The following is a 22,031-nucleotide window of genomic DNA, read 5'->3' on the forward strand; positions in this document are numbered from 1 at the left end:
CTCAATTGGGGCAGTCCAGGGTCGATACTGGCCGCTCTGGGGGGCAGGATGCACGTCTGCTCGCCGCTGCGCAGATGATGGAGGGCAACCTTGCCGCAGATTGACCTGCCTTTGCCGCTGCGTCAGAGGGCGCCTGACCTGCACGCCCGCCGCCGCGCCGCACTGCTGGCAGCAACGGGCGGGGCACGGCTAGTGATCTTTGGCATGGGCAGCGCGCTGGGGGCTGGGACGCGCTCGCACGGGCGCTTGCGGTTCCTGACCGGTTGGGACAGCCACGAGAGCGCTTCGCTTTTTCTGTTGGCACCGGACGGCTGCCGGCTGCTGCTGGCAAGCCCCTTCATGGCGCCCGCCGCCAGTGAGTTGGTGCCAGACCTCAACCCCGAACACCTGCCCACCGGCCTTTGGTCGCAGGCGGTGACGGCGTTCCTCGGCTCCGAGTCCTGTGCAGTGGTGGGGCTGGATGAAATGCCTTTGGGTATTTACCGCTCTTTGGCCGCGCTACTGGACCCGGCCACCGACGTGACCCCAGCGATCGACGCGCTGCGGCAGGTGAAAGAGCCTGCGGCAATGACCCTGCACCGGGACGGCGCAGCGATCTGCGACCGGGTGTTTGCTGCCTTGGCCGATGAAATCGCGCCCGGGCGTAGTGGCCGCGACAGCCAGAGAGTGCTAGAGGGGATCGCGCTGCAACACGGTGCCGAGTATTGCCGCAGCTGGCTTACGATCCGGCCCGCTGCCGATCATCCGCGCTATTGGCCTGAGGAGACCGCGCGAGAAGCGCAGACAGGTGATCAAATTCTGTTCGGTATAGCCCTGATGGTTGACGGCCATTGGGCTCATGGCCTGCGAATGGGTCATCTGGGGCCAGTACCGCATGCACTGCGCTCGCTGCATGCCGGTGTCAACCAAGCACTGAACGCGGGGCTGGCTGCGCTAGTCCCGGGTTGTCCAGTCACCGAGGCAAAGCAAGCGATGACTGCGCATATTGATGCCCTTGCCCTTGAGTTTCCCGACTACAATGCTCACACTTTCCGCAGCGGTCATGCACTGGGGCTGACTTATGAGGAACCAGGCCTAACCCAAGCCTTTCCCCAGACTTTTGGCCAGCACCCAGAGCCGCCGCTACCCGGACCTGGTCCTATCCTGAGGCCTGGAATGGTGTTGGAACTGCACCCGAACCTCTTTCTGTCGGGACTAGGCGGCGCTGCGCTTGGGCAGATGATTGAGATCACTGCGCAGGGCGCGGCTGTAATGCTGGACACGCCGTGTTCTCTGCTGGAGCTTTGAGTCCAGCTTGGAATCGCTTCTTGTCCGCCGTCCTCTGTGCGGCGACTGCGGGTCTGAGAGGGCCATAGAAGGCGCAGCCCGAGATGCCTGCTCAAATTCTTTCAGACTCCGATCCGTTCTTGTGATCCTGTTAGATGAGCTTGGACCCTTTATTCACTTCCGAGAGATTTATCGCGGTTCGGTCGAGGTCGATGCGTCCTCCCGCAACCAAAAATACAACAAATACAATGTATTACGCCCCGCTTTCCGCGGGGCTTTTTGCTATCAAAATTCCAGATCTGCAATAGGCCAATAAGACACTCCAAACTGCGTTCGACTTCAGTGCCTTGGTAGTCAAACCCGCAGTTGACGGTTCTGATATGGGCCTGTTCGGCCATGTTCTGCTGCTGACGGTTGCAGGCAGGCCGTTCCTGCGAGGCGAAGAAGCCGCTCTGGCTGACCCCGCGGACGAAGGCACATCCGGCTGATCGGAAAGCTGGCCTTCTCCGCTTTGATGAAGCCGGAGGTCATCGACGTCCCTCTTTCGCGAAGACGGCGTTGCAATTCCCTCTTGCACCAATGGCGCGAAAATGGCGGCCCATTTTCTGAATATCGCGCTCCTTGGTGAGGTGGGCCTGTTCCTTCGTCATCCGACGTAGCGCGATGGCCAAATCGGCCTCCGCCTCTCAACCCCTGGCATGCTTCGCAAACTGGGCCTTCCATGTCTACAGCGACTTGGTGCTCATCCCAAGCCGCTCGGCTACGTCGCTGACCGCATCGCCCAGATCAACAACCTGCGCCACAGCGTCCCTTGTGAGCGCGTCCGTAAATCGTCTTTGCGATGACATCTACGCTTCTGTTTGGTTCCGAAATCACCAGGCAATGCGTTTGACCAGATCGCCGCGTTCCTGGGTTTCCGTTCGACGGCGCTCACGCCTTATCCGCACCAACCCCGCAGAGTCGTCACGCCTGCTTTCAACATGAGCACATCAAACCCGCCCAGCAACCGATATCCGCGTGCAAACATCTTATCCGCCTGTTCCTGTGAAAACGCATTCCCGCCCATCGGAATACCCGCAGCCAGCGCTGCCGCTTCGATTTTTGCCAATGCTTCCAGAAATGTGGGCGCTTCGAACTGCCCCGGAATCCCAAGCGATGTGCTCAGGTCGAACGCGGCCGGGATGATGATATCAATGCCGGGCACCGCACAAATGTCTTGGATGTTTTCAACACCCTTCACGGTTTCAACCAACAAACAACACGTGAGCGTGTCATCGACATGATCGGCATAGGCCGCAAGCGGCACGCCTTCGTGCGAATGGGCAATAAACGGGCCAAAGGTGCGGCGGCCATGCGGTGGGTATCGCAGTGAACTGACGGCCCACGCAGCCTGTTCCGCAGTTTCAATCAAGGGAAATACTATACCTTCGGCACCCAAATCCAAGGCGCGCTTGACCTGCGCGTCTGTATTCTCTGCAATTCGCACAAGCGGCGCACATTCAAATCCGCGTGTCGCGGCAATCATGGAATGTGCACTGCCGTAATCCACAGCGCCGTGTTCAATATCAATAATCAAACTATCCGCGCCTGCCGAGGCAAGGGCCTGTGTCACAACTGCGCTGGGAATCGTGACAATGAAATTCGCCAGTTTGTCCTGTGTTTCGGACAGTCGTTTCTTCAATCTCATTTGTAATATCCCTTGACCGATATTCCCCAATCAGCAGAGTCTCATATCGTTGCTCCAACAACTTACGGCATAGTGTTCCTGTCTACACAGGATTCATTTTGACGGATCGCAGCGCCCGGGACGTTTCAGCGCATAGCGACGGGCGTATCTATCAGTTTCAGTGTCCGCCTTGGGCGGGACATGACATCTTTCACCAATCGCAGCCGTCAATCCTCGATCGTGAGGTTCAAACTGCAGTGCGTGATCAGCCATGCCCCATCCGGCTGACGCTCAAGGATATTCAGTGATGTGCCGCTTCCGGTAGAGCCTTCACTGAAGTGGGCGAGGCACCACGCCACATCCCCCGAGCCTCCTGCGTCCACTACACGGATTTCCTTGTTATCGGCGCCTTCTTCGACCCAGTCCCGATGTGTCGCCTCGATGGCATGGCGTCCGATCGCAGGTGGCCCGAATGGCGAGAAGAGTTTTCCGTCTGGCGCATAGACTGACGCGCAGGCGGCAGCGTCCTTTGCACGATAACTGCTGACATATGCATCTAGAAGTTCCTGGAAGACGATCTTGAACATCACGGCGCACCTCTTTTCTGGCGAGTGAACAGTATCGTGGTCATTGCCCGACAAAGCCAGCGCGGCTTCATCAGGAAGGTCCGTATCGGCTGGCTGCATTTCGGCAAAGGCCGTTGCGGAGGAGTTTGCAGATATGCTGAGCACCCGGGTGCCTGCCACGGCGCGCAGGGAAAAGGCGGGTTTTCTTGTCAGTCACGCAAATCAAGTCGAGGGTCGCCCTGCAGGAACTTTTCGATCAATGCGCGCAATCCAGGGCCATCAGCTTCCGCATATTCATAGCGCGCGCGAAGAATAGGTGTCCGCACATCAACCAGGCGGGCAAGATCGCAGGGCGTGCCTGAAATGATGATATCCACCTGGGCAGAGTTTATCGTGTCACGAAGCTGTTCAAGCTGTGCGGGGTGATACCCCAAAGCGGGAAGAACCGGCCCGATATGGGGATATTTGTCGAAAGTGTCGGCGATACTCCCACTGGCAAAAGCACGAGGATCGACCAATTCCGCCGCACCCGCTGCCTGTGCCGCGAGATATCCGGCCCCCCATGGCATGCCTCCATGGGTCACGGTCGGCCCGTCTTCTATGACAAGTACGCGCTTGCCTGCGACAAGTTCCGCAGTCTCAAGGTCGATCTGTGAAAACGCGCGAAGGACCGTCGCGCCGGGATTGGCTGCCTGGGCGTTTGCCGTGACCTGCCGGATATCGTCCTCTGCGGCGGTGTTTGCCTTGGCCACCAGGATGATATGCGCCATCCGCAGGGCCGTCTCTCCTGGATGATAGGTGGTTTCGTGCCCGACGCGAAAAGGATCGACCATCGTTATCATCAGATCGGGCCTTAGAAACGGAAAATCGTTGTTTCCACCGTCCCACAGGATGATGTCAGCCTCTGCTTCCGCCTGCTTGAGGATCTGGGCATAATCCACCCCGGCAAATACGACGTTGCCAAAGGTTATGTGCGGCTCGTATTCCTCTCGCTCCTCGATCGTGCAGTCGGCGCTATCCAGATCCTCGACTTTCGCGAAACGCTGAACACGCTGACGGATCAGATCGCCGTATGGCATCGGATGACGGATGACCGCCGCCTTCAATCCCGCCTCGGCAAGCAGCCTTGAAATCCAGCGCGCGGTCTGGGATTTTCCGCATCCTGTGCGAACGGCGCAAATGGCGATAACCGGACGGGCAGAGGTCAGCATGGTGCGTTCCGGGCCCAGCAGCACGAAATCCGCGCCCGTCGCCAGTGCGATCGAGGCGCGATGCATGACATCGTCGTGGCGCACGTCGCTATATGCAAAGACCACCTGGTTCACCGCCTCTGTCTTGCACAGCGTGACCAGTTCCGTCTCCTCGACGATGGGGATGCCATCGGGGTAGAGTGGACCGGCCAAGGGCGCAGGGTAGCGGCGCCCTGCGATCTGCGGGATTTGCGTGGCGGTGAATGCCACGACCTTGCTGTGCGGATCATCGCGATAGACCATGTTGAAATTGTGGAAATCGCGCCCTGCAGCGCCCATGATCACAACCCGTGTCCGTGCGTTGTCACCCGACATCTGCTGCTCCTTCCGGCTTTATGTGCGGCGCGCTGCCTGATTTGGCTGAATACGCGATGCGGTGAACCCTGCGTGCGATCATCGCCCGCGCCCTGTCGAACAACCTTTGGAATATCATTTTTACAACATGGAATTGATTTTGCACACATCTCAAAATCCGAAGGTTTCCAGAATTGGAATGTTATTCTAGGTTGGGAGCCGATTGATTTCTGCCCACGAGGGAGCCTGCGATGGCTATTTCAAAATCACATCTGTTTCTTGGCCTTGCGACTTCGATTGCAGCTTTTTCCTGGGCGCAGCCAGGGATGACACAGCAGGACAGCGCCGAAGGTGCTGCGCCAGACGCCTCGCCTTATACATTCGATGCTGGGATCGCGGTGACCGGACGTGTGACGGACAATGTCTTTCTGACCGCGAATGACCGCCGTTCCGATGTCGTGACGGTCCTGTCGCCGTGGATGACCCTGTCATACCGCGCCGAGGATTTCCGGCTGAACCTTGAGGCCAGCAGCGAGATCGGGCGCTTCGTTGATTATTCGCAGGAGAATTACGAAGATTACTTCCTTGGGGCCCAAGCACAGTACCGGATCAACGACAATCTCTTTGCCTTCGGTGGTCTGGATTACGAACTGGTGCATGAAGGGCGCGAGTCGCCTGACGATGTAAGCGGCCTGCGTCCCACCGAATTGCGCGAGGCAAGCGGATACCTGGGGATAGGCGGCACACTGGCTGAGCGGTCTTTCCGGTTGGGCCTCAATCTGCGCGACCTGGATTACGAAGACACGCCCGCCGCCCTGGGTACGGTGGTGGACAATGACGATCGTGATCGCCGTCAGGTCGAATTCGGCGGGCGCATGGGTGTCGCGGACCTTGGTGATGGCGAAGTGTTCCTGCAAGGCATCTACGACAAGCGCGAATATGATCAGCCCGTGGACAACCTTGGCCTTGGGGTCCAGCGGGGATCGGAAGGATACCAGGCCGCGATCGGCTATACCGGCAGCATCGGGCCGCTGCGTGGCGAAGTGCTGCTTGGCATGATCTCGCAGTCCTATGACGACCCGCGCTTCGGCACGACCGAGGCGCTTGATCTGGGCATGGATCTGACGATGGAACTGGATGGCGCCACATCGCTGGATGTCGTCGTCGACCGCACCCTGGAAGAGACAACGATCAGCGGGTCCTCTGGCTATATCTCGACATCGGCGGGTGTGCGCCTGCGGCACAGTGTGGCCCCTGACATGTCGCTTGCGGCCTATGCCTTTCTGACGCGGAACGATTATCAGTCCATCGCGCGGACGGATCATCTGGCGGAAGCGGGTGTTTCCTTGCGCTACTACCTCAATCCGCGGCTCTATCTTGATACCGAGTATGACTTCCGCCAGCGCCAATCCGACATCGCCGGCGCGGATTACGATGAGCACAGGGTATCGCTGACCTTCGGCGCATCGCTCGAACCGCGCGTGCAGGCAGATCTAGGCAGCCTGGCGCAGGCGGGCAATGGCGGCTTCTATGCCGGTCTTGCGGTCGGCGATACGGCGCTGCACAGCAAGGTTGACGGGGCGCGCGGGTCTGGCGGCAGCCTGACCGCCGATTTCGGAGAGCACGCAGCCGCCGCGAGCGTATTTGCCGGGTATCGTCTACACTACGGGGCGCTTGTCCTGGGGGCCGAGGCCGATTTCGAGGCCAGCAGCGCATCCTGGAGCCATGCCGGAAACCGCAATTTCGGGGTAGAGCGCGGAAATGCCTTTTCGGCCAGCGCAGTCACCGGCTTGCAGACACAGGACGGTCATCTTTTCTACGGCCGCTTCGGCGTCGTGTCCGCATCCTTTGACAGCACGTACCAACGCGGGGGCGGCGCGGCCGTGCGGGACTCAGCGCGTGAGACCGGCCTGCTGGTCGGTGTCGGGGCCGAGGTGCCGCTGGGCAAGGGCATGTCAGGCCGCATGGAATACCAACTGCGCGCCTATGATGACTACCCGCTTGGATCCCCCGCGGGCACGGCAAGCCCCGACAATTTCGCCAATGTGGAAAGTGCGATCCGGTTCGGTCTTGTCTATGATTTCGCGCCAGCAGCACAGGCGGCCGAACCTGCCGTGACCAGGGATTTCGCAGGTCTTTACGCCGGTGCACAACTTGGGCATGGCACGCTGCAAAGCACCAACACAGGGTTTCGGCCCGATGATGATGCGCCTGCCTTCACCCTTGTGGCGACGCGCGCCGGCCAGGGTTTCACAGGCGGCGCCTATGTCGGCTACGGGTTTACGGCCAACCGCTTCTACCTGGGCGGCGAGGCAGAGGCCGAACTGTCATCGGTCAATTGGAACGTCGAACGCAGCCCTGTCGGACGGATCTATTCCGCCGAAAAGACAGCGACGGCAGGGCTTGGCCTGCGGCTTGGCTATGTCGTGAATGACAATGTGCTGATCTACGCGCGCGCTGGTGTCGTGCGGTCCGATTTCGACTTCGACTACAGTTTCCGCGGGGCAGCAGTCAGCCAGAGCGAAAGCCTGGACGGTGTGCGGATCGGCGGCGGCATCGAGTTCGCGGTCGGTGAAAAAACGAATCTCCGCCTGGATTACACCCAGACCGAATACGACGCGAACACGGTAAACTACGGAGCAGGCGTAGATAGCTTCGACACGACCGAGCGGCTGTTTCGGATCGGCCTGACCCGTCAGTTCTAGGTGTGGCGGCCCACACGTAAGAGTTGTTGTTTCTGCCCGAGATACATTTTCCGAAACTTGACACATGTCAATTTCGGAATGTGGCAAATGTGTTCTGATGCCTGTGTGTTTGCAAATGAAGACGCAATTGCGTGTCCGTTGCGAACTTCGAATAAGCATAGGAGGGCATGAAATGCTGCAACGCGCTTTCAAAAAACAATCTGTAAAGGTTTGGCTGGCCGCCAGTTGTGCCGTTATGGCGCTGTCGACACTGTCTGTTGTACCGGACATGGGTTTTGCACAGCAGCAACGCGGCGCAACTGCCGGGCAGGGGCAGGGCGGACAATCCGGAAGCGGTGGACAGCGCGGCGCCGGAGGCGGGAGCAGCCAGGGACTCGGAGGAATATTCCGGGATCTCTCCGATGGCAGCACCAATATTGAGACCCGCATCACGCGTGGAAAAGGCGAGCGCGTGATTATCATCATCGAAGGGGATGACGACAGCGATCGCCCGGCCTGGGCAGGGGGATCCAAAGAGTTGAACCCCAACCGCGGCGAAGGGAATCCGAGCCCCGGCACGACCAAGGGCGATCTCTACGGTGACTTGGTTTACCTGCTCCGCAATCCGGTTACGGGGCTTCCAGTATTGGATGATGACGGAAACGAACAGGCCTGCACCAACATCGAATGCACGGAGTATGCGTCAATCATCGACGGCGAAGTCCCGGCAGGCGCGATCGAGGTGGACTTTGGTCGTACCAACATCATGCGGGCACCCGCGTCGGTCACGGAGCATTCGCTCGACGAAGTCGTGAGCAAGGTGTTCCCGGTCGATGCTGACGGCAACCCATTGCCCGTAGAAATCACGACAGATGAATCCGGGCGGCTTGTTGTTGACGGGGCGACCATCGACTCCCCGCTCGAAAACTATGCGCTCTATGTCGCCTTGCTGAGTGGGGACATCAGTATTCCCGGCTTTGACCCCGTACTTCTTGCCACCAGTGCCTTGGCGGGCGCTGCGGACAAGACCGGGGATATCACCCTGGATTTCGTGATCAACGTGAATGAGATTTCCGAGCTTAGCACCGGAGACCTGGACTATTACGATTATACCGGCTTCAGCTACAGTCGGGATTACGATGACGATGCCGACGGTGACGGCACAATCGATCCGTATACTTACTACTACTTCGATACGGACGGTACGACCGTTCTGAGCGCAGAGCTCTGGATTGATGACTACCTTGCCTTGACGAATGGCGATCTTCCAACCGCCACCGATTTCGCGGCGCTCTTTGCACAGGCTGCGGATGATGCACTGGAAGTCATCGAACTCGTTCACACGCAGATCCATGACGAGAAACTGCCGGGGACGATCGAATAGTAGGCACCGACAGGTGCAAGCGAAACATTGCCATGCGGGGGCGGTACAAGACCGCCCCCGAAACAGGCGATGCAAAGGATAAGGGATATGCCAAACGACACATTGGATCGACGTTTGTTTGTTGCGGGCGTTCTTGCCCTGGCCCTGACGCGGTCCGCGCAAGCGCAGCATACCGAGGGGACGGATACAGCCCATGCATCCGGAGAGGGCGGTCGTGGGGGCGGTGGCGGTCACTCCTCTGGCGGGCAGCGTGGGCGTCCGGAAAACCCGCACAGCGGCGAGGATGACCACACCGACGATCACACCGACGATCACACTGATGACCACGGCGACGACCACGGCGACGATCATGCCAGCGGCAAGAAGGGCAAGGGCCCGCGCTACAAGGGCGGACGCGAGACGGTTTCGGTCGGCGTCAGTCACGGCCGCTCGCTTGAGGACCGGGTCCTCAAGATAGAACCCTTCTGATCGACGGGGCGCCGCGCCGCGCCGTTGCACCCGCAGCCTATTCCGGCAATCCCGCCTGAATCATGGCGTCGCGCAAGCGTTCGAGGTCCCGATCGGACCAGCCGCCCTGACGTTGTCCCGAGATCCGAAAGCCGGGGTTCTGCTCCAGCACGCGTCTTGCGGTGTCGCGCGCCTCGTCCATGCGCCCGCCAAGCACATAACAGATGGCCATGCGCGTCAGCACCCAGACCTTGGGTCTGGTGCGCCGCTTGAAGGCTTCGATCGCATCGTCATAACGCCCTGCGGCCATGAACGTGTCCCCCAGCGCAAGCCAATACCATTCGGGATGAAACGGGTTCAGGGCCATGGCCTCGCGAACCGCGTTCAGACCTTCTTCGTGCTGACCAAAGCTGGCTATGGCCGATCCATAGGAGGCTTTCGCATTGGCGTCGTTGGGATTAAGCGCCAGTGCCCGCTCCAACTGGCGCTTTTCATCTTCGAATTCACGCAGATAGCTGTGAACCGAGGCAAGCAGCCAATGAATCCTGCCATCATGAGGATCGAGTGCCAGCGCCTGGTCGATACGCGTCTTGCAGTCCAGCAATAACGACCGAGGCGCCGCGTCATAGTCCTTCATCACGACTTCGGTAAAAGCAAGATAGGCCTGTGCCAGCGCATAATGGGGGTCAAGTTCCAGCGCTTGCCGGAACAGCGCCAGCGCCTTTTCATTGTCGTCGGCCGCGTAACCGCGCAGGTGTTTGATGCCCTGCATGGTGCAGCCATAGGCTGCCATGGTCGTTTTCGTCTGCCTGCCAGCAAGAACGCTGCTTTCCGCCCGGTTCTCGAGCGTGGCGATGATCGCCCTTGTGATCTGGTCCGGAATGCCGGGCGCGTCGCCGATGGCGCAGTCGAACACATCGCTCCAGGTCTGGGTGCGGCTGGTGCTGTCGACAAGGCGCAGACTGACGCGCAGCCGCGATGGCGTTGATTGCAGGCTGCCTTGCACCAGCAGCGTGGCCCCCAGGCGCCGCCCGATCTCCAGCGTGTCGGATGTGGTGGCGGCAACGGCCGCCGCAGAATAGCGGTCGATGACGATCAGCGATCGAAACCGGCCCAATCCGGTCGAGATGTCCTCGGCCAGCCCCTCGCACAGAAAACCGAAGCTGTCGTTGCCCGTCAGGTTCACCAGTGGAAGCACGGCAACCGATGGCTTGTCATGCGCCACCTCGACCGCCGTCGCCTTGTCCGGTGCGGGCGTCACGGCTCTGCCGGTCAGTATGTCGCGGTAAAGGCTTTCCGTTTCGGGGTCCGGGTCAGCGCCAAGGTCGTCGCGCAATGCCTCGCGGCAGGTGGCATAGACCTTGAGGGCTGTCACCCGCTCGCCCTTGCTGTGCAGAAGACGCATCACGGCCCGGCAGACAGGTTCAAGCAAAGGGTCCTCTCGCAGCAGCCGAAGGCCCAGCTGCAATGCCGCGTCGGTCTCTTCGGCGGATAGGGCGGCCTCTGGCGCGGCGCAGACCAGCTGTGTGGCCAACCCGTCAAGCCGGTGCCGTTCCTGCGCCACCCAATGTTCGAATTCCGGCGTCGATGTATCCATGTCCTGCAGGAAAGGCCCCCGATACAGCCGAGCCATGGCCGGCTTCACACCGCCTTGGGCAATTTGCACCACATCGATCCCCAGGTCCGAGCACGACAGGCCCGCGCTGCCCCTGTCGCCTTCTACCGGGTCAAGGCCCACGGACCGGAAGGCTTTGCGAATGGCGGCAAGGGATTGGCGCAGGCTGTCACGGGCCTGCGCGTCGGCGCGATCCGCCCAGAGCAGATTGGCCAGTCTCTCACGCGGATGGACCTGCCCGTGATGCGTCGCCAGGTAGGCCAGAAGCTGTTTGTCCTTGCGGGTCGGCAACGGCAGTTCCGTGCCCTTCCCGGCGGTCAGGGACCATCCACCCATCAGATCGAGTTGGCATCGCGGCACGGCGGTTTTTCCAACCTCGCGGCTGAACATGACGTTTTCACAGTCAATTCACGAAGCGGGCCTTTTGCAAAGACTTTATTTGCGTGCGGTTCATGTGGCACCGCCGCGTCATTTCACGGTGCAGTTCCATGATCAGAGGCAGAAACGTGACCCTCAGCCAGGAGCCAGGACATGAAAAACCTTCTCGATTGGATCGCCGCATCGCTCTTTCCTGCAAATCCGGCCTGCCCGACAGAGCAGGGCAGTGGCAACGGCGCTGATGACACCATCGACCGGGACGATCGGTATTGGGATGAAGCGCTGATATGTGCCATGTATGATGAGAACGCGCGCAGTTTCCTCGATTACATGGGGCCACGTGCGCGATGAGCCGGGTCATCGTTCCGGGCGCCTTCGGCCAACCTGCCGACGCCATGTCACTGACCGCGGACCTTGTCGCGCTTTGCCATCGCCAGATCGCCGAACCCGCAGATGAAACGGACGCCGCCCGCTTTGGGGATGCCGACTACGACATGGCGGCACGCGATGTTCTGGCACGCCTTGGTTCTGCTCCGATCTGGGTCTTCGCCTATGGGTCCCTGATCTGGAAGCCGGGTGGCGATGTTGTCGAAACGCGTCTGGGCAAGGCCATGGGCTGGCACCGCGCGTTCTGTCTTGAAATGCAAAGATGGCGCGGCACGCCGGAACAGCCCGGCTTGATGCTGGCGCTGCGCCGTGGCGCGGAATGCAGCGGTATCGTGCAACGTCTGGAGGACGGCGATCGCCACCGCACGATGGTCAGACTGCTGCGGCGCGAAATCGGCGGGCCGAAGGGATATGCGGCCTTGCGGCTGATCGACATCCACTCTGACAAAGGTCTGCTGACTGCCTTGTGCTTTTACGCCGATCCGCCGGAAATCACCGATATCCCGGATCTGCCGGTGCGCCATGTGGCAGCGGTGCTGGCGCGGGCCTGCGGTCACGCAGGATCAGGCGCTGAATATCTTTTCAAAACAGTATGCGCCCTGGACGCGGCGCATATTCGCGATGCGTACCTATGGCGGCTGCAACATCTGGTCGCGCAAGAGATAAGAAGGCTGCACCCAGGTGTCGCGGCCTTGCATCAGGCAGGCGTCGCGCGCAGGGCCACCTGATTTTGGCGCAAACTCCGGCATTCTGGGTTATACTGAACGCCGTACTGACCCAGGTGACCGCACCGCATGGGCGCCCGACCGTCATATCGCCCCTGTTGGTCCATGGCTGCGGCAAGGCGACATGATCGCATCAGCCTTGTCCGGGCATCTTCGCCTGCGTGGCGATACAACCGGATGAAAAAAGGAACGGCCATATCATGCAACCGCGCAAACCTGCTGGCTGTCTTTCTGCTCTGTGCTTGCAGAGCGATGCCTGCACCCTGGCAAGTGCCATCGAAGCCGACCAGAAAAAACGACGCATCAAGATCCGGACCGTTGAGTAGGCGTGAAATTCCAAACGCTGCGCGACAGGCATTCAGGTGTGAGCCGCACAGCAAGATGAAAAACCGGGCGATCCGTTCGTCGCCCGCTGCTGCCGCGAGGAACATGCGATGTCTGACACTGACAAAGTCTTCAATGGCTCAATTCCCCATTTCTACGACACTTTCATGGTGCCTTTGATCTTTCAGGTCTACGCGGAGGATCTTGCCGCGCGTATCGCGCAGCTTCAGCCCTTGTCCGTGCTCGAAACTGCGGCTGGCAGTGGCGTCGTGACGCGCGCCCTGGCCCCGCGCCTGACCGCGGGCGCCCGCTATGTCGTCACCGACCTCAATCAACCCATGCTTGACCATGCGGCCAGCAAACAGACCAACAAGGATGCAATTGAATGGCTGCGGGCCGATGCCTTGGATCTTCCCTTCGCTGACGGAGAATTCGACGTTGTCGCGTGCCAGTTCGGCGCCATGTTCTTTCCCGACCGGCCCAGGGGATACGGGCAAGCCCGCAGGGTTCTGAAGCCGGGAGGGCGCTTTTTGTTCAGTGTCTGGGACAGGATCGAAAACAATGAACTGGCCGATATCGTGACGCGGGAAGCCGGGGCTGTTTTCCCCGAAGACCCGCCGCGCTTTCTGGCCCGCACGCCGCACGGATATTTCGACCCGGACCTTATCCGGGATGACCTTGGGCAGGCCGGCTTTTCCGATATTGCGATCGAGGTTTCAGAAGGAAAAAGCATCGCACCTTCGGCCGGGATCGCAGCCAGGGCCTATTGCCATGGAACGCCGCTTCGCAACGAGATCGAAGCGCGCGACCCTGACTTGCTGGACCATGTGACAGATAGGGCCGCCGCCGCTATCGCGGCGCAGTTTGGTGCAGGCCAGATCGAATCCCGGATTTGTGCGCTTGTCGTGACGGCAACAAAGTGACTTGCCCGTCTGGAATGGTCGAACCTTCGGCTATCGTCAGGACTGCCGTTCTTCCGTCTGGATCCGGGATAGTGATGACCATTACACCGAGCAGCCTGGTGAAAGTGATCAGCGCCCATTCCGGCTGCGGGATGTGTCACCCCAACCGTGACTTGTGAAAAAGCGGCCATCCCGACGTGGCCGGGTGTCCCCCACCCGATGAGAGGGAGGTTCAATTGCAGCACGACCGCATCCTGCGATGTTCATATGCCGCGCTGACAGGTTTGCTGGCTCTGGCTTTGCCGGCGGTGGCGCGTCCGCACTGCGGACAACTTGACCTTGCCGTTCTGCGCGTCGAGGCGGCACCAACCCAATACAGGGATTTCTGCGCCCTGGACCCCGAAGCCTGCGCGATGGTGGGGGAACCGGTTCTTGACTGGACTGATGAGCTCAACGCGCTGTCGTCTCGCATCAATGCAGAGGTGAATGCCGAAATCGAGTTGGTCCCGGATGAGGACAACCTTGGCCGCGAGGAGGTCTGGAGCCTGCCGGTAAACTGTCGCGGTGATTGCGAGGATTTCGCACTGGAAAAGCGCCGCCGGCTGACGGATGCCGGGGTGCCGCGCGCCGCGCTGACCATGGCCATCGTCTTTCACAAATTGCAGTTCTACTCGCATGCCGTCCTGCTTCTTGAAACGACGCGCGGCACATGGGTTCTTGATAACCTTCATGACGATCTCATGTGCTGGGACGCGCTGCCATATCGCTACACCCATCGCGAACGCCCCGATGGTCACTGGACGCGGTTTGAGAACCGATAACCACGACGGCAGGATGCCACACCCATGCGCTGCGCGCCTGCCGCGCTGCCTGATCCTTGGAATAATCGCCCCCATGTCACTGAAACCATGTTCGGGGCGGACAGGCCTTTGTCCAAGGCTTGTCCGCCTTGTTCTGCGTTGCCCTGCAAGGGCGTTTCCTTCCATAGTGACCCAAGGGCCGTTTTGCCGAACCAAAAGATGGAAGGGGCGGCCACAGGCAATTGATCCGGCATTCCCACCTGACGCCACCGGCAGGGGGGGCATTTGCAACTATCCCCGTCAGGCATGGCGATGTCACAACACTCAACACTGAAGGCGACCAATGAACCTTGAACAAGCGATGCAAGAACGGCGATCCATCAGGGGCTTCAAGAACCAACCTGTATCCAGATCCCTGCTGGAGGAAGTCATCGCCCTGGCAAACCGCGCGCCATCCTCGATGAACACCCAGCCCTGGCACCTTCATGTGCTGACCGGAGAGCCGCTTGAGAGGGTTCGCAAAGGCAACACGGAACGCATGCTTGCCGGGGTGACCCCGAGCCGCGAAATCGAGGATTACGCGGCCTATGAAGGCGAGCATCGCAAGCGCCAGATCGAAATTGCCGTGCAATTGTTCGAAGCCATGGGGATCGAGCGTCACGATGCGGAAAGGCGGCAGGATTGGGTGATGCGCGGCTTTCGTCAGTTTGATGCACCCGTGTCCATCGTGGTGTGCTTCGATCGTGCGCTGCTGGACAATACCATCGCCCATTTCGATACGGGTGCGATGACCTATGGCCTGGTTCTTGCCGCATGGAGCAAGGGCCTGGGGGCTGTCATCAATGGCCAGGGCATCATGCAAAGCCCGGTGGTGCGCGAGGTGGCCAATATCCCCGACAACCAGGTTATTCTGACCTGTGTGGCCCTGGGTTGGCCGGATGAGGATTTCGTCGCGAATGCTGTCGTGTCACGCCGACGGCCTGTTGAAAACGTGGCCCGCTTTCTGGGGTTCGAGGCCTAGCGGCCGCACGGATGCGGCGGCGACGTCAGGCGGGAAACGGCGCGCCATCGGCGCGATTGCAATGCACAGGCGCCTGTGGCCCATGGCCCGCCGGGATGCGCGGCGGGTTGAAAGGGCTGGGCCGAAGCCGCTGGGGCATAGCCGTCACGCACCCAGGAAGATGACAGCCAGCGGCACCGGGGACACTGCCACGGCCAGTGTCAGAAGGGTGGGAACAGGCGCGAATATCCCGCTGATGCCTGCCAGCAGCATGATCCCGCCGCCACCGCCGATGACCGCGTTGCCCGGTGTGTTCACCAGCAGGGCCAGGGCCAGGTAGCGATGACGCACCGCAAGCGTCAGGATGCGCGGCGACGCCCCGTCAAGAAGCATCGACAGCCGATCTTCATGCGCCAGCGGCGCGGCCCGCGCCACCAGGTCAGCCGCCCGACGCATCCGCAGGAAGGCCAGCAGTCGCTGCAACATGGCGATCGGCAGCAACCGACCAAAGGCATAGGCCAGCATCATCGAGGCCAGTGTGGCGCCATAGACCAGCGGGGCAATCGCCGCCCCGAATGCGGCCAGCATCGCAAGCCCGATTTCCACCCCCGGCACGAAAGGCATGGCCAGCAGCAGGATATAGGCAAACGTGCCCATCATCAGCGCGCGATGAACCTGCTGTTCGTTGTCCGGCATGATCGTCAGATCCAGCGCATCACGGATCAGATGCGCCGCCCAGGTCGCGGCAAGCACGACAGCGACAAAACCGACAAACCGCAGTGCGACGGACAAGGGACCCGGGCCAGGCGGTGCCGCTCGGTTCATCCCCGGGTCGCCATTGACGCGGGATCCGCAGGTGTGCCGGTGCCGTCGAGTGTGATCTGCCGGGACCAGTACCAGCGCCGCGTCGTCCATGTTCCTGCCACCTGCATCTCGTCTCCGGTGACAGTGCCATACCACACGACGGTGTGTGGCGCGTCCGGGCATCGGGTCGTCGCGGTGAAATGGGTGATATCCCCCTCGCGCCAGGTCTGGTAGGCCTGCCATCCGAACGCGCAATAGACCTGGCAGCGCGAGGACTGGAACCGCCCTTCGGCAAAGGTCAGGATGGTCTCGGGCAAGGCCTCGCCGGATTCGACAACCCGGCCGGTCACGCTGAAGGCGCGATCATCCAGCAGCGATCCCGCCTCCCACGCGCCTGTGGGGACGGCGAAATCGGGCATATCGCTCTGCATGACGCTGACAGCGGATGCCCCGGCGCCAAGCGTCAGAAGGCCGACAGCTACGAATTGCAGGATCGGTGTCATGGTGTCCTTTCCAAAGACGGTATCAGTTCGGTGCGGCGGCGCTGTGCGCGCACAAGATCATCATGCAGGCGTGGCGACAAGATATCTGGCGCGGGCACCGAAGCTGATGCTGCCGTCTGCCATGCGGAAGGGGATCAGAAAGTCCGTCATTGCGGCGGTGAACGCCTCCTCGCCTGAATGCGCGATCGCCTTCACGGCCACACCCGACGATGCCAGACCCCGCAATGCGACGGCCATATCCGGATAGTGCCAGGGCGTATCCACGTCGACCACCTCGCCCGGGGTCAGGCCACCGGCTTCGGCAAAGGCGCGCAAGGCGGTTTCATCCGACAGCGCGAAGGGGCCGGGGGCCCCCGGTGGCGGCGCCGGCATCAGCGGTTTGATCGCAGCCACATGGCCTGCGGCATCCATGCCCTTGGGATCGCCCCAGGTCATGATAAACACCTTGCCGCCGGGACGGGTGACGCGGCCCGCCTCGCGCAGGGCCTGTGCCGCATCGCCCGCGAATTGGAACGCATTGAACCCCGTGACGATATCAAAGCTGTCATCCTCGAACGGCAAAGACTCAAGATCACCTTGCCTGAAATCACCCGATGGCGTGCGGGACCTTGCGATCTCAAGCAGCGCCTCGGATGCATCCAGGCCCGATACGGTGGCCCCCAGCGATGCCGACAGCGCGGTGGCCATGCCCGCACCACATCCGGCATCCAGATGCCGCGTGCCCGGGGACACAGCGGCATGGGCCAGCACGGCATGGTAGCCGGCTGCGAACTGGCCTTCCTGAATCTCGGCCCAGTCGCGGGCCTTGGCGCCCCAAAGTGGTCCGTTGATCGCTCCGGTTCCGGTGCTTTTGGGTGTCGTCATCGGTGCTGATCCTTCTTGCCAGTGGCCACCTGCCGCCGCGCGGGCATTTCCGGCAGGGCATATGCACCGACCTTGCCGTGCCGGGGCGTGGCCCATCTACATGTTTGGCTAAAAAGTTATAAATCGCGGCGCATCAGCGCAGCGCCACCGCGGCTTCGGGCGGCGCAAGCCCGGCGGCGATCCGAAAGAACATATCCGCCCTTGCCAGATAGTCCGCGTTCGAACTGAGCCAGCGCCCCGACAGCCGCGCCGCCACCAGTCCGGGGGCGATCCGTTCGACCTTGCGGAAGGTTTCCGTGGCCCTGTCCAGCTGCCCCGTGCCGACATAGGCAATCGTTCCAAGGATCAGCGGCGTGGCGCCCTGCGCGACCTCGGCCAGTGCCGCTTCGGCCGCAGCGGCGCTGGCGGCATAGTTGCGCGAGGCGAAATGTGCAAACCCCAACGCACACAGCATGGAGCCCCGCGCAGGGTCACGCGGGCTGCGGCGCAGCCCCGCCTCGGCAAGGGGCACGCCCCGTGCCGCATTCCCGTTGATGGCCTCGTAGAACCCCAGCCAGCACAGGGTCAGGGCGCAGTTCGGGTTGATCTCATGGGCAAGGCGCAGTTCCGGCAGGCTGGTCTCGGCGTCCTGCTTCATGAAGTTGAGTTGCGCGCGCAGCCGCCTTGCGTGGTGATCGTCGGGGTCTATGGCAATGGCGCGCGATGCGGCGTCGATCCCCTCGGCGAGGGTCGCGGCAACGCTGTCGGTGGTGCCATGATAGACGTTCCACCAGGCAACCCAGGCCAGCACCCGGAATGCCAGTCCGGACCTTGGATCGGCGGCAAGGGCCTGCCGCGCCAGCGCCGCGGCGCGATTGCGCGGGCCGGTATCATAGCTCATCTCCTCCGACGAGATTGCCGCCCAACCCTGCCGCGCCAGTCCGTGCGCGGTCAGATCATCGGGGGGCAGCACCCGGATCCGGTCAGCCTCGGCCCGCTCGATCTGCGGTGTCAGGCACGAGACGACCCTTTGGGCCACGATGGCTTGCGTCTCGAAGTGTTCGGCCATGTCGCGGTCGAAGGTTTCCGCCCAGACATGGCCACCGCTGGAGGCGTCGATCAGCTGCACGGTGACCCGGACCCGTGCGGCAGTTGCCCGCACGCTGCCTTCGACGACGTAGCGCACGCCAAGTTCGCCTGCGATCCGGCGCAGGTCCCGCGGCATCTGCCGATAGACAAAGGCCGAATTGCGCGCGACCACGAACAGGTCGTGAAACCGTGACAATTCGGTCGTGATATCCTCGACGAATCCGTCGGCAAACCAATCCAGATCGGGATCGCCACCGAAGGTCGAAAACGGCAGCACCACGACCGACGGGCGGTCCGGCAGGGGCAGGGGCGTCGAAGCCGGATCAATATCCAGCGCAAAGCGCAGACCACGGCGGGGCACTGTCATGATCGCCTTGGCCCCCAGAATACGGCGCAGATTGGCGATCTGGACGTTCAGGTTGTTGTCGCCCACGACACTGTCGGGCCAGACGGCCGCCATGATCTCGTCACGGGTGACGATACGCGCATGATGTATGACCAGAAATTCAAGAAGATCGAACCCGCGCGCCCCGATGGGCACGAGATCCGCACCGTGACGGAGCTGCCGTTTCCGCCGTTCGAGAGTGAAGTCCGCAAAGCAAATATCTTCCATACTGAAATCATATAGATCTTGCCGGTTCAGGCTACCGCAGAATAGGCCGACAGGACGATCAGATAGGCCGGCACTGGGCCGGCACTGGCACCCTTGGCAGCCCTGACTGTACACCCGCGGCGCGCAGGGTTTCATGAACCGTGATCCCTGGAATGCCACAGACCATGTTTTGCGGCCGTCAATCATGGGCCGCAGTCGCAAAAGGGGGCTTATGCGGCGTTGCAGCAAAGGCAGCGGGGCCTCGCATGTGGCAAGCCAAGGGGTATCCCGGGTGGTCCCCTCGGTGCGAAAGGGTTGAACATGCTGAAAGTTCTGTCAGGCGTCTGGGCGCTGTTGCTGGGCATCGTGCTGATCATGCTGGGCAACGGCATGCATTTCACGCTGATCGGCCTGCGCGGCGGGATCGAGGGGTTTTCCGCCGCCGAACTGGCTATCGTCACCTCGGGCTACTTCATGGGCTTTCTGTCCGGCGCGCGGGCCACGCCCTATCTGATAAGACGGGTGGGCCATGTGCGCGTCTTCGCGGCCCTTGGCAGTTTCATGTCTGCCGGTCTGATCGCCTTTCCGCTGTTTGCGGACCCCTGGTTCTGGACCGTGCTGCGGGTGATCGTCGGATTCTGCATGTCCGGCATCTATGTCGCGGCGGAAAGCTGGCTGAACAATGCCGCCACCAACAAGACCCGTGGCAAGGTGCTGTCCGCCTACATGATCGCGCAGACGCTGGGCATCATCGGGGCGCAGGGTTTGCTGACGCTGGGCGATGCAGGAACTTCGGCGCTGTTCATCGGGGCCTCGATCCTGGTGTCGGTGTCATTCGCGCCGATCCTGCTGTCCGCGACCCCCGTGCCGGCGGTCGAGGTGGCGCGCCCGATGCCCTTGCGCGATCTCTTCAGAGGCTCGCCGTTGGGCACCGTGGGCATATTCCTTCTGGGTGGGATCTACGCGGCACAATCGGGGATGGGCGCGGTCTTCGGTACGCAGATCGGGCTGACGGCAACGCAGATCGCCCTGTTCATCGCGATGTTGTTCGCGGGGGCGCTGGTGTTGCAGTATCCCATTGGCTGGCTCTCGGACCAGATGGACCGGCGAAAACTGATCTTCGGGGCAGCGGTTCTTGGCGCAGTGTCCTGCGCCCTGGGGTGGGTGGCACAGGATGGTCTGTGGCCCCTGATGATGGCCGCGTTCTTCGCAGGAGGGGTGACAACACCGCTTTATGCCCTTTTCCTGGCCTATACCAATGACGCTCTGGCTGCCGAAGACATGCCGGCCGCCTCTGGCGGGCTTGTCTTTACCTTCGGGCTGGGGGCCATTGTGGGGCCCCTGTTCATCGGTTGGGGGATGCAGATCCTTGGCCCCTTCGCCTTCTGGATGGTGCTTGGCGCGAATTTCTGCCTGATCGCGGTCTATGCCTTGTACCGCATGACCCAGCGCGCGGTTGTCCATGCGGACAGGACGGAAGGCTATCTCAATGTGTTGCCCACCAGTTCTTCCGTGGTCGTGGAGGCAGCGGGAGAGTGGGCCGCGGAAAACGCCGAGGCCGAGCGCGAGGCCGATCCGCAGCCTTGATCCCGTTCTGACCCGTGCCCGGCGCATCCGCGCCAGGACCGACCCCGCCTGTGCGGCGGCCCCGCCGAAGGGCGGGGTTCAGCTTTTGGGTTTGGCCTTCGCCGCGGTCTTCCGGCCAGCCTTGCCGGTAGGGGCCGGATCCGGATCGGCCGATGCCATCGCGTCTCTCTCAAGTCGTGCGGCGCGCAGACGCGCCATTTTCGTCTGGCGTTTCTCAAGCTCGCCTTGCGCGATGTCCCTGACAATGCGCGTTGTCTTGTCCAGTGCCGTTTCCTTGGCATCTGGCGATGATTTGAAGACCGTGTCTTTTGAAAGTCTGGCCATGTCGGCATCTCCCCTGCGAAGTTTCGATTGTTCATTGGCCCATGCAACGTCGGGCGGGTCGGCTCGGACGGGTTTGCTGTCATGCCGCTCAAGGATCGGGCTGACGCGCGAAGGCGCCGGGCCTTTGCGTCGGCAACTGATCGCCTAAAGAAAAACGGGCGCCTCGTTTCCGATACGCCCGTTCGCGATAGTCAGCCTTGGCCCTTGGACCGGGCCGGGTATTTACGCCAAAGCGATATTTGCTGCGCTTTCGCGGCCATCACGACCGGCTTCGATGTCGAACGTGACCTTCTGGTCATCCGCAAGGCTTGTCAGCCCCGCGCGTTCCACTGCCGAGATATGCACGAACACATCCCTGCTGCCACCCTCGGGGGCGATAAATCCGAAACCTTTTGTGGTGTTGAACCATTTGACGGTGCCATTGGCCATTGTCGTTCTCCTTTGGAATGCCCGCGATATGCGGCATGTCGGCTAAGTCAGTGCAAGATCGAAAAGACTGAGCCGTAAGGAGCAGCAAGGCCGATAGCGATAACGTCGCAGGATTCATATAGTTACCCAAGGTTGCGATTGCAAGGGCCGCGCTTGCGGCGGGGGCGCTTGA

Annotated in this window: 22 protein-coding genes; 10 read left to right on the top strand and 12 right to left on the bottom strand. The window is 61.4% G+C overall.

Features of this window, described 5'->3' with window-relative positions; translation table 11 throughout:
* Window positions 1–90 precede the first annotated feature (90 nt).
* Window positions 91–1,287, top strand: coding sequence for a M24 family metallopeptidase (locus ACFQ3C_RS04115; protein ID WP_380789170.1), 1,197 nt, complete (start codon window positions 91–93; stop codon window positions 1,285–1,287).
* A 704-nt stretch (window positions 1,288–1,991) separates the two neighbouring features.
* Here the strand turns inward: ACFQ3C_RS04115 and ACFQ3C_RS04120 are convergent.
* The 4 genes from ACFQ3C_RS04120 to ACFQ3C_RS04135 all read right to left on the bottom strand — a co-directional run bounded on the left by ACFQ3C_RS04120 (window position 1,992) and on the right by ACFQ3C_RS04135 (window position 5,063).
* The gene (locus ACFQ3C_RS04120) at window positions 1,992–2,114 is read right to left on the bottom strand and encodes a transposase (protein ID WP_380789172.1); all 123 of its coding nucleotides are present in this window, start codon (window positions 2,112–2,114) and stop codon (window positions 1,992–1,994) included.
* Between the two features lie 89 nt (window positions 2,115–2,203).
* Complete coding sequence (locus ACFQ3C_RS04125) at window positions 2,204–2,953, bottom strand: HpcH/HpaI aldolase family protein (RefSeq protein WP_380789173.1); 750 nt, start codon at window positions 2,951–2,953, stop codon at window positions 2,204–2,206.
* Window positions 2,954–3,159: 206 nt separating this feature from the next.
* A complete protein-coding gene (locus ACFQ3C_RS04130) occupies window positions 3,160–3,678 on the bottom strand; it encodes a YybH family protein (RefSeq protein WP_380789174.1) in 519 nt (172 codons plus the stop codon).
* 29 nt (window positions 3,679–3,707) lie between these two features.
* Window positions 3,708–5,063 carry a cyclic 2,3-diphosphoglycerate synthase gene (locus ACFQ3C_RS04135; RefSeq protein WP_380789176.1) on the bottom strand — a complete coding sequence of 452 codons (1,356 nt, stop codon included), beginning with the start codon at window positions 5,061–5,063 and terminating at the stop codon, window positions 3,708–3,710.
* Window positions 5,064–5,368: 305 nt separating this feature from the next.
* Here ACFQ3C_RS04135 and ACFQ3C_RS04140 point away from each other — a divergent pair, with 305 nt between their 5' ends.
* The 3 genes from ACFQ3C_RS04140 (at window position 5,369) to ACFQ3C_RS04150 (ending at window position 9,578) form a co-directional block, all read left to right on the top strand.
* Window positions 5,369–7,747: an outer membrane beta-barrel protein gene (locus tag ACFQ3C_RS04140; protein ID WP_380789178.1), complete on the top strand. Its 2,379-nt coding sequence runs from the start codon at window positions 5,369–5,371 to the stop codon at window positions 7,745–7,747.
* Window positions 7,748–7,919: 172 nt separating this feature from the next.
* Window positions 7,920–9,110, top strand: coding sequence for a hypothetical protein (locus tag ACFQ3C_RS04145; RefSeq protein ID WP_380789180.1), 1,191 nt, complete (start codon window positions 7,920–7,922; stop codon window positions 9,108–9,110).
* Window positions 9,111–9,212: 102 nt separating this feature from the next.
* Complete coding sequence (locus ACFQ3C_RS04150; RefSeq protein ID WP_380789182.1) at window positions 9,213–9,578, top strand: hypothetical protein; 366 nt, start codon at window positions 9,213–9,215, stop codon at window positions 9,576–9,578.
* A gap of 37 nt (window positions 9,579–9,615) precedes the next feature.
* Here ACFQ3C_RS04150 and ACFQ3C_RS04155 read toward each other — a convergent pair whose 3' ends face one another.
* A complete protein-coding gene (locus tag ACFQ3C_RS04155; RefSeq protein ID WP_380789185.1) occupies window positions 9,616–11,508 on the bottom strand; it encodes a BTAD domain-containing putative transcriptional regulator in 1,893 nt (630 codons plus the stop codon).
* Window positions 11,509–11,703: 195 nt separating this feature from the next.
* Here ACFQ3C_RS04155 and ACFQ3C_RS04160 point away from each other — a divergent pair, with 195 nt between their 5' ends.
* Window positions 11,704–11,901, top strand: a complete 198-nt coding sequence (locus ACFQ3C_RS04160) for a hypothetical protein (protein ID WP_380789187.1) — start codon at window positions 11,704–11,706, stop codon at window positions 11,899–11,901.
* A gap of 44 nt (window positions 11,902–11,945) precedes the next feature.
* Complete coding sequence (locus ACFQ3C_RS04165) at window positions 11,946–12,665, top strand: gamma-glutamylcyclotransferase (RefSeq protein WP_380789189.1); 720 nt, start codon at window positions 11,946–11,948, stop codon at window positions 12,663–12,665.
* On the opposite strand, the gene ACFQ3C_RS04170 is transcribed toward ACFQ3C_RS04165, so the two are convergent.
* Window positions 12,635–13,093, bottom strand: a complete 459-nt coding sequence (locus tag ACFQ3C_RS04170; protein ID WP_380789191.1) for a hypothetical protein — start codon at window positions 13,091–13,093, stop codon at window positions 12,635–12,637. The genes ACFQ3C_RS04165 and ACFQ3C_RS04170 overlap by 31 nt on opposite strands.
* Window positions 13,094–13,096: 3 nt before the next feature.
* Here ACFQ3C_RS04170 and ACFQ3C_RS04175 point away from each other — a divergent pair, with 3 nt between their 5' ends.
* From ACFQ3C_RS04175 to ACFQ3C_RS04185, 3 genes are all read left to right on the top strand, one after another.
* Entirely contained in the window at window positions 13,097–13,909 is an 813-nt protein-coding gene (locus ACFQ3C_RS04175) for a class I SAM-dependent methyltransferase (protein ID WP_380789193.1), read from the top strand.
* Window positions 13,910–14,124: 215 nt separating this feature from the next.
* Window positions 14,125–14,709: a transglutaminase-like cysteine peptidase gene (locus ACFQ3C_RS04180; protein WP_380789195.1), complete on the top strand. Its 585-nt coding sequence runs from the start codon at window positions 14,125–14,127 to the stop codon at window positions 14,707–14,709.
* A gap of 322 nt (window positions 14,710–15,031) precedes the next feature.
* The gene (locus tag ACFQ3C_RS04185) at window positions 15,032–15,709 is read left to right on the top strand and encodes a nitroreductase (RefSeq protein ID WP_380789197.1); all 678 of its coding nucleotides are present in this window, start codon (window positions 15,032–15,034) and stop codon (window positions 15,707–15,709) included.
* Window positions 15,710–15,853: 144 nt separating this feature from the next.
* Here the strand turns inward: ACFQ3C_RS04185 and ACFQ3C_RS04190 are convergent, their stop codons facing one another.
* The 4 genes from ACFQ3C_RS04190 to ACFQ3C_RS04205 all read right to left on the bottom strand — a co-directional run bounded on the left by ACFQ3C_RS04190 (window position 15,854) and on the right by ACFQ3C_RS04205 (window position 19,468).
* On the bottom strand, window positions 15,854–16,480 hold the full coding sequence (locus ACFQ3C_RS04190; protein ID WP_380789199.1) for a hypothetical protein: 627 nt from the start codon (window positions 16,478–16,480) through the stop codon (window positions 15,854–15,856).
* A gap of 29 nt (window positions 16,481–16,509) precedes the next feature.
* Window positions 16,510–16,995, bottom strand: a complete 486-nt coding sequence (locus ACFQ3C_RS04195; RefSeq protein ID WP_380789202.1) for a hypothetical protein — start codon at window positions 16,993–16,995, stop codon at window positions 16,510–16,512.
* A 60-nt stretch (window positions 16,996–17,055) separates the two neighbouring features.
* Window positions 17,056–17,859: a class I SAM-dependent methyltransferase gene (locus tag ACFQ3C_RS04200; RefSeq protein ID WP_380789205.1), complete on the bottom strand. Its 804-nt coding sequence runs from the start codon at window positions 17,857–17,859 to the stop codon at window positions 17,056–17,058.
* A gap of 133 nt (window positions 17,860–17,992) precedes the next feature.
* Window positions 17,993–19,468, bottom strand: a complete 1,476-nt coding sequence (locus tag ACFQ3C_RS04205; RefSeq protein ID WP_380789208.1) for a winged helix-turn-helix domain-containing tetratricopeptide repeat protein — start codon at window positions 19,466–19,468, stop codon at window positions 17,993–17,995.
* Window positions 19,469–19,840: 372 nt separating this feature from the next.
* Between ACFQ3C_RS04205 and ACFQ3C_RS04210 the strand changes: the two genes are divergently transcribed.
* Entirely contained in the window at window positions 19,841–21,106 is a 1,266-nt protein-coding gene (locus ACFQ3C_RS04210; protein ID WP_380789209.1) for an MFS transporter, read from the top strand.
* 78 nt (window positions 21,107–21,184) lie between these two features.
* Here the strand turns inward: ACFQ3C_RS04210 and ACFQ3C_RS04215 are convergent, their stop codons facing one another.
* Together ACFQ3C_RS04215 and ACFQ3C_RS04220 are read right to left on the bottom strand one after the other, a co-directional pair.
* Window positions 21,185–21,430, bottom strand: a complete 246-nt coding sequence (locus ACFQ3C_RS04215) for a hypothetical protein (protein WP_380789210.1) — start codon at window positions 21,428–21,430, stop codon at window positions 21,185–21,187.
* A 222-nt stretch (window positions 21,431–21,652) separates the two neighbouring features.
* Entirely contained in the window at window positions 21,653–21,859 is a 207-nt protein-coding gene (locus tag ACFQ3C_RS04220) for a cold-shock protein (protein ID WP_380789211.1), read from the bottom strand.
* Window positions 21,860–22,031 lie beyond the last annotated feature (172 nt).

The sequence above is a fragment of the Seohaeicola saemankumensis genome (assembly GCF_042678485.1).
GTDB classification, from domain to species: domain Bacteria; phylum Pseudomonadota; class Alphaproteobacteria; order Rhodobacterales; family Rhodobacteraceae; genus Seohaeicola; species Seohaeicola saemankumensis.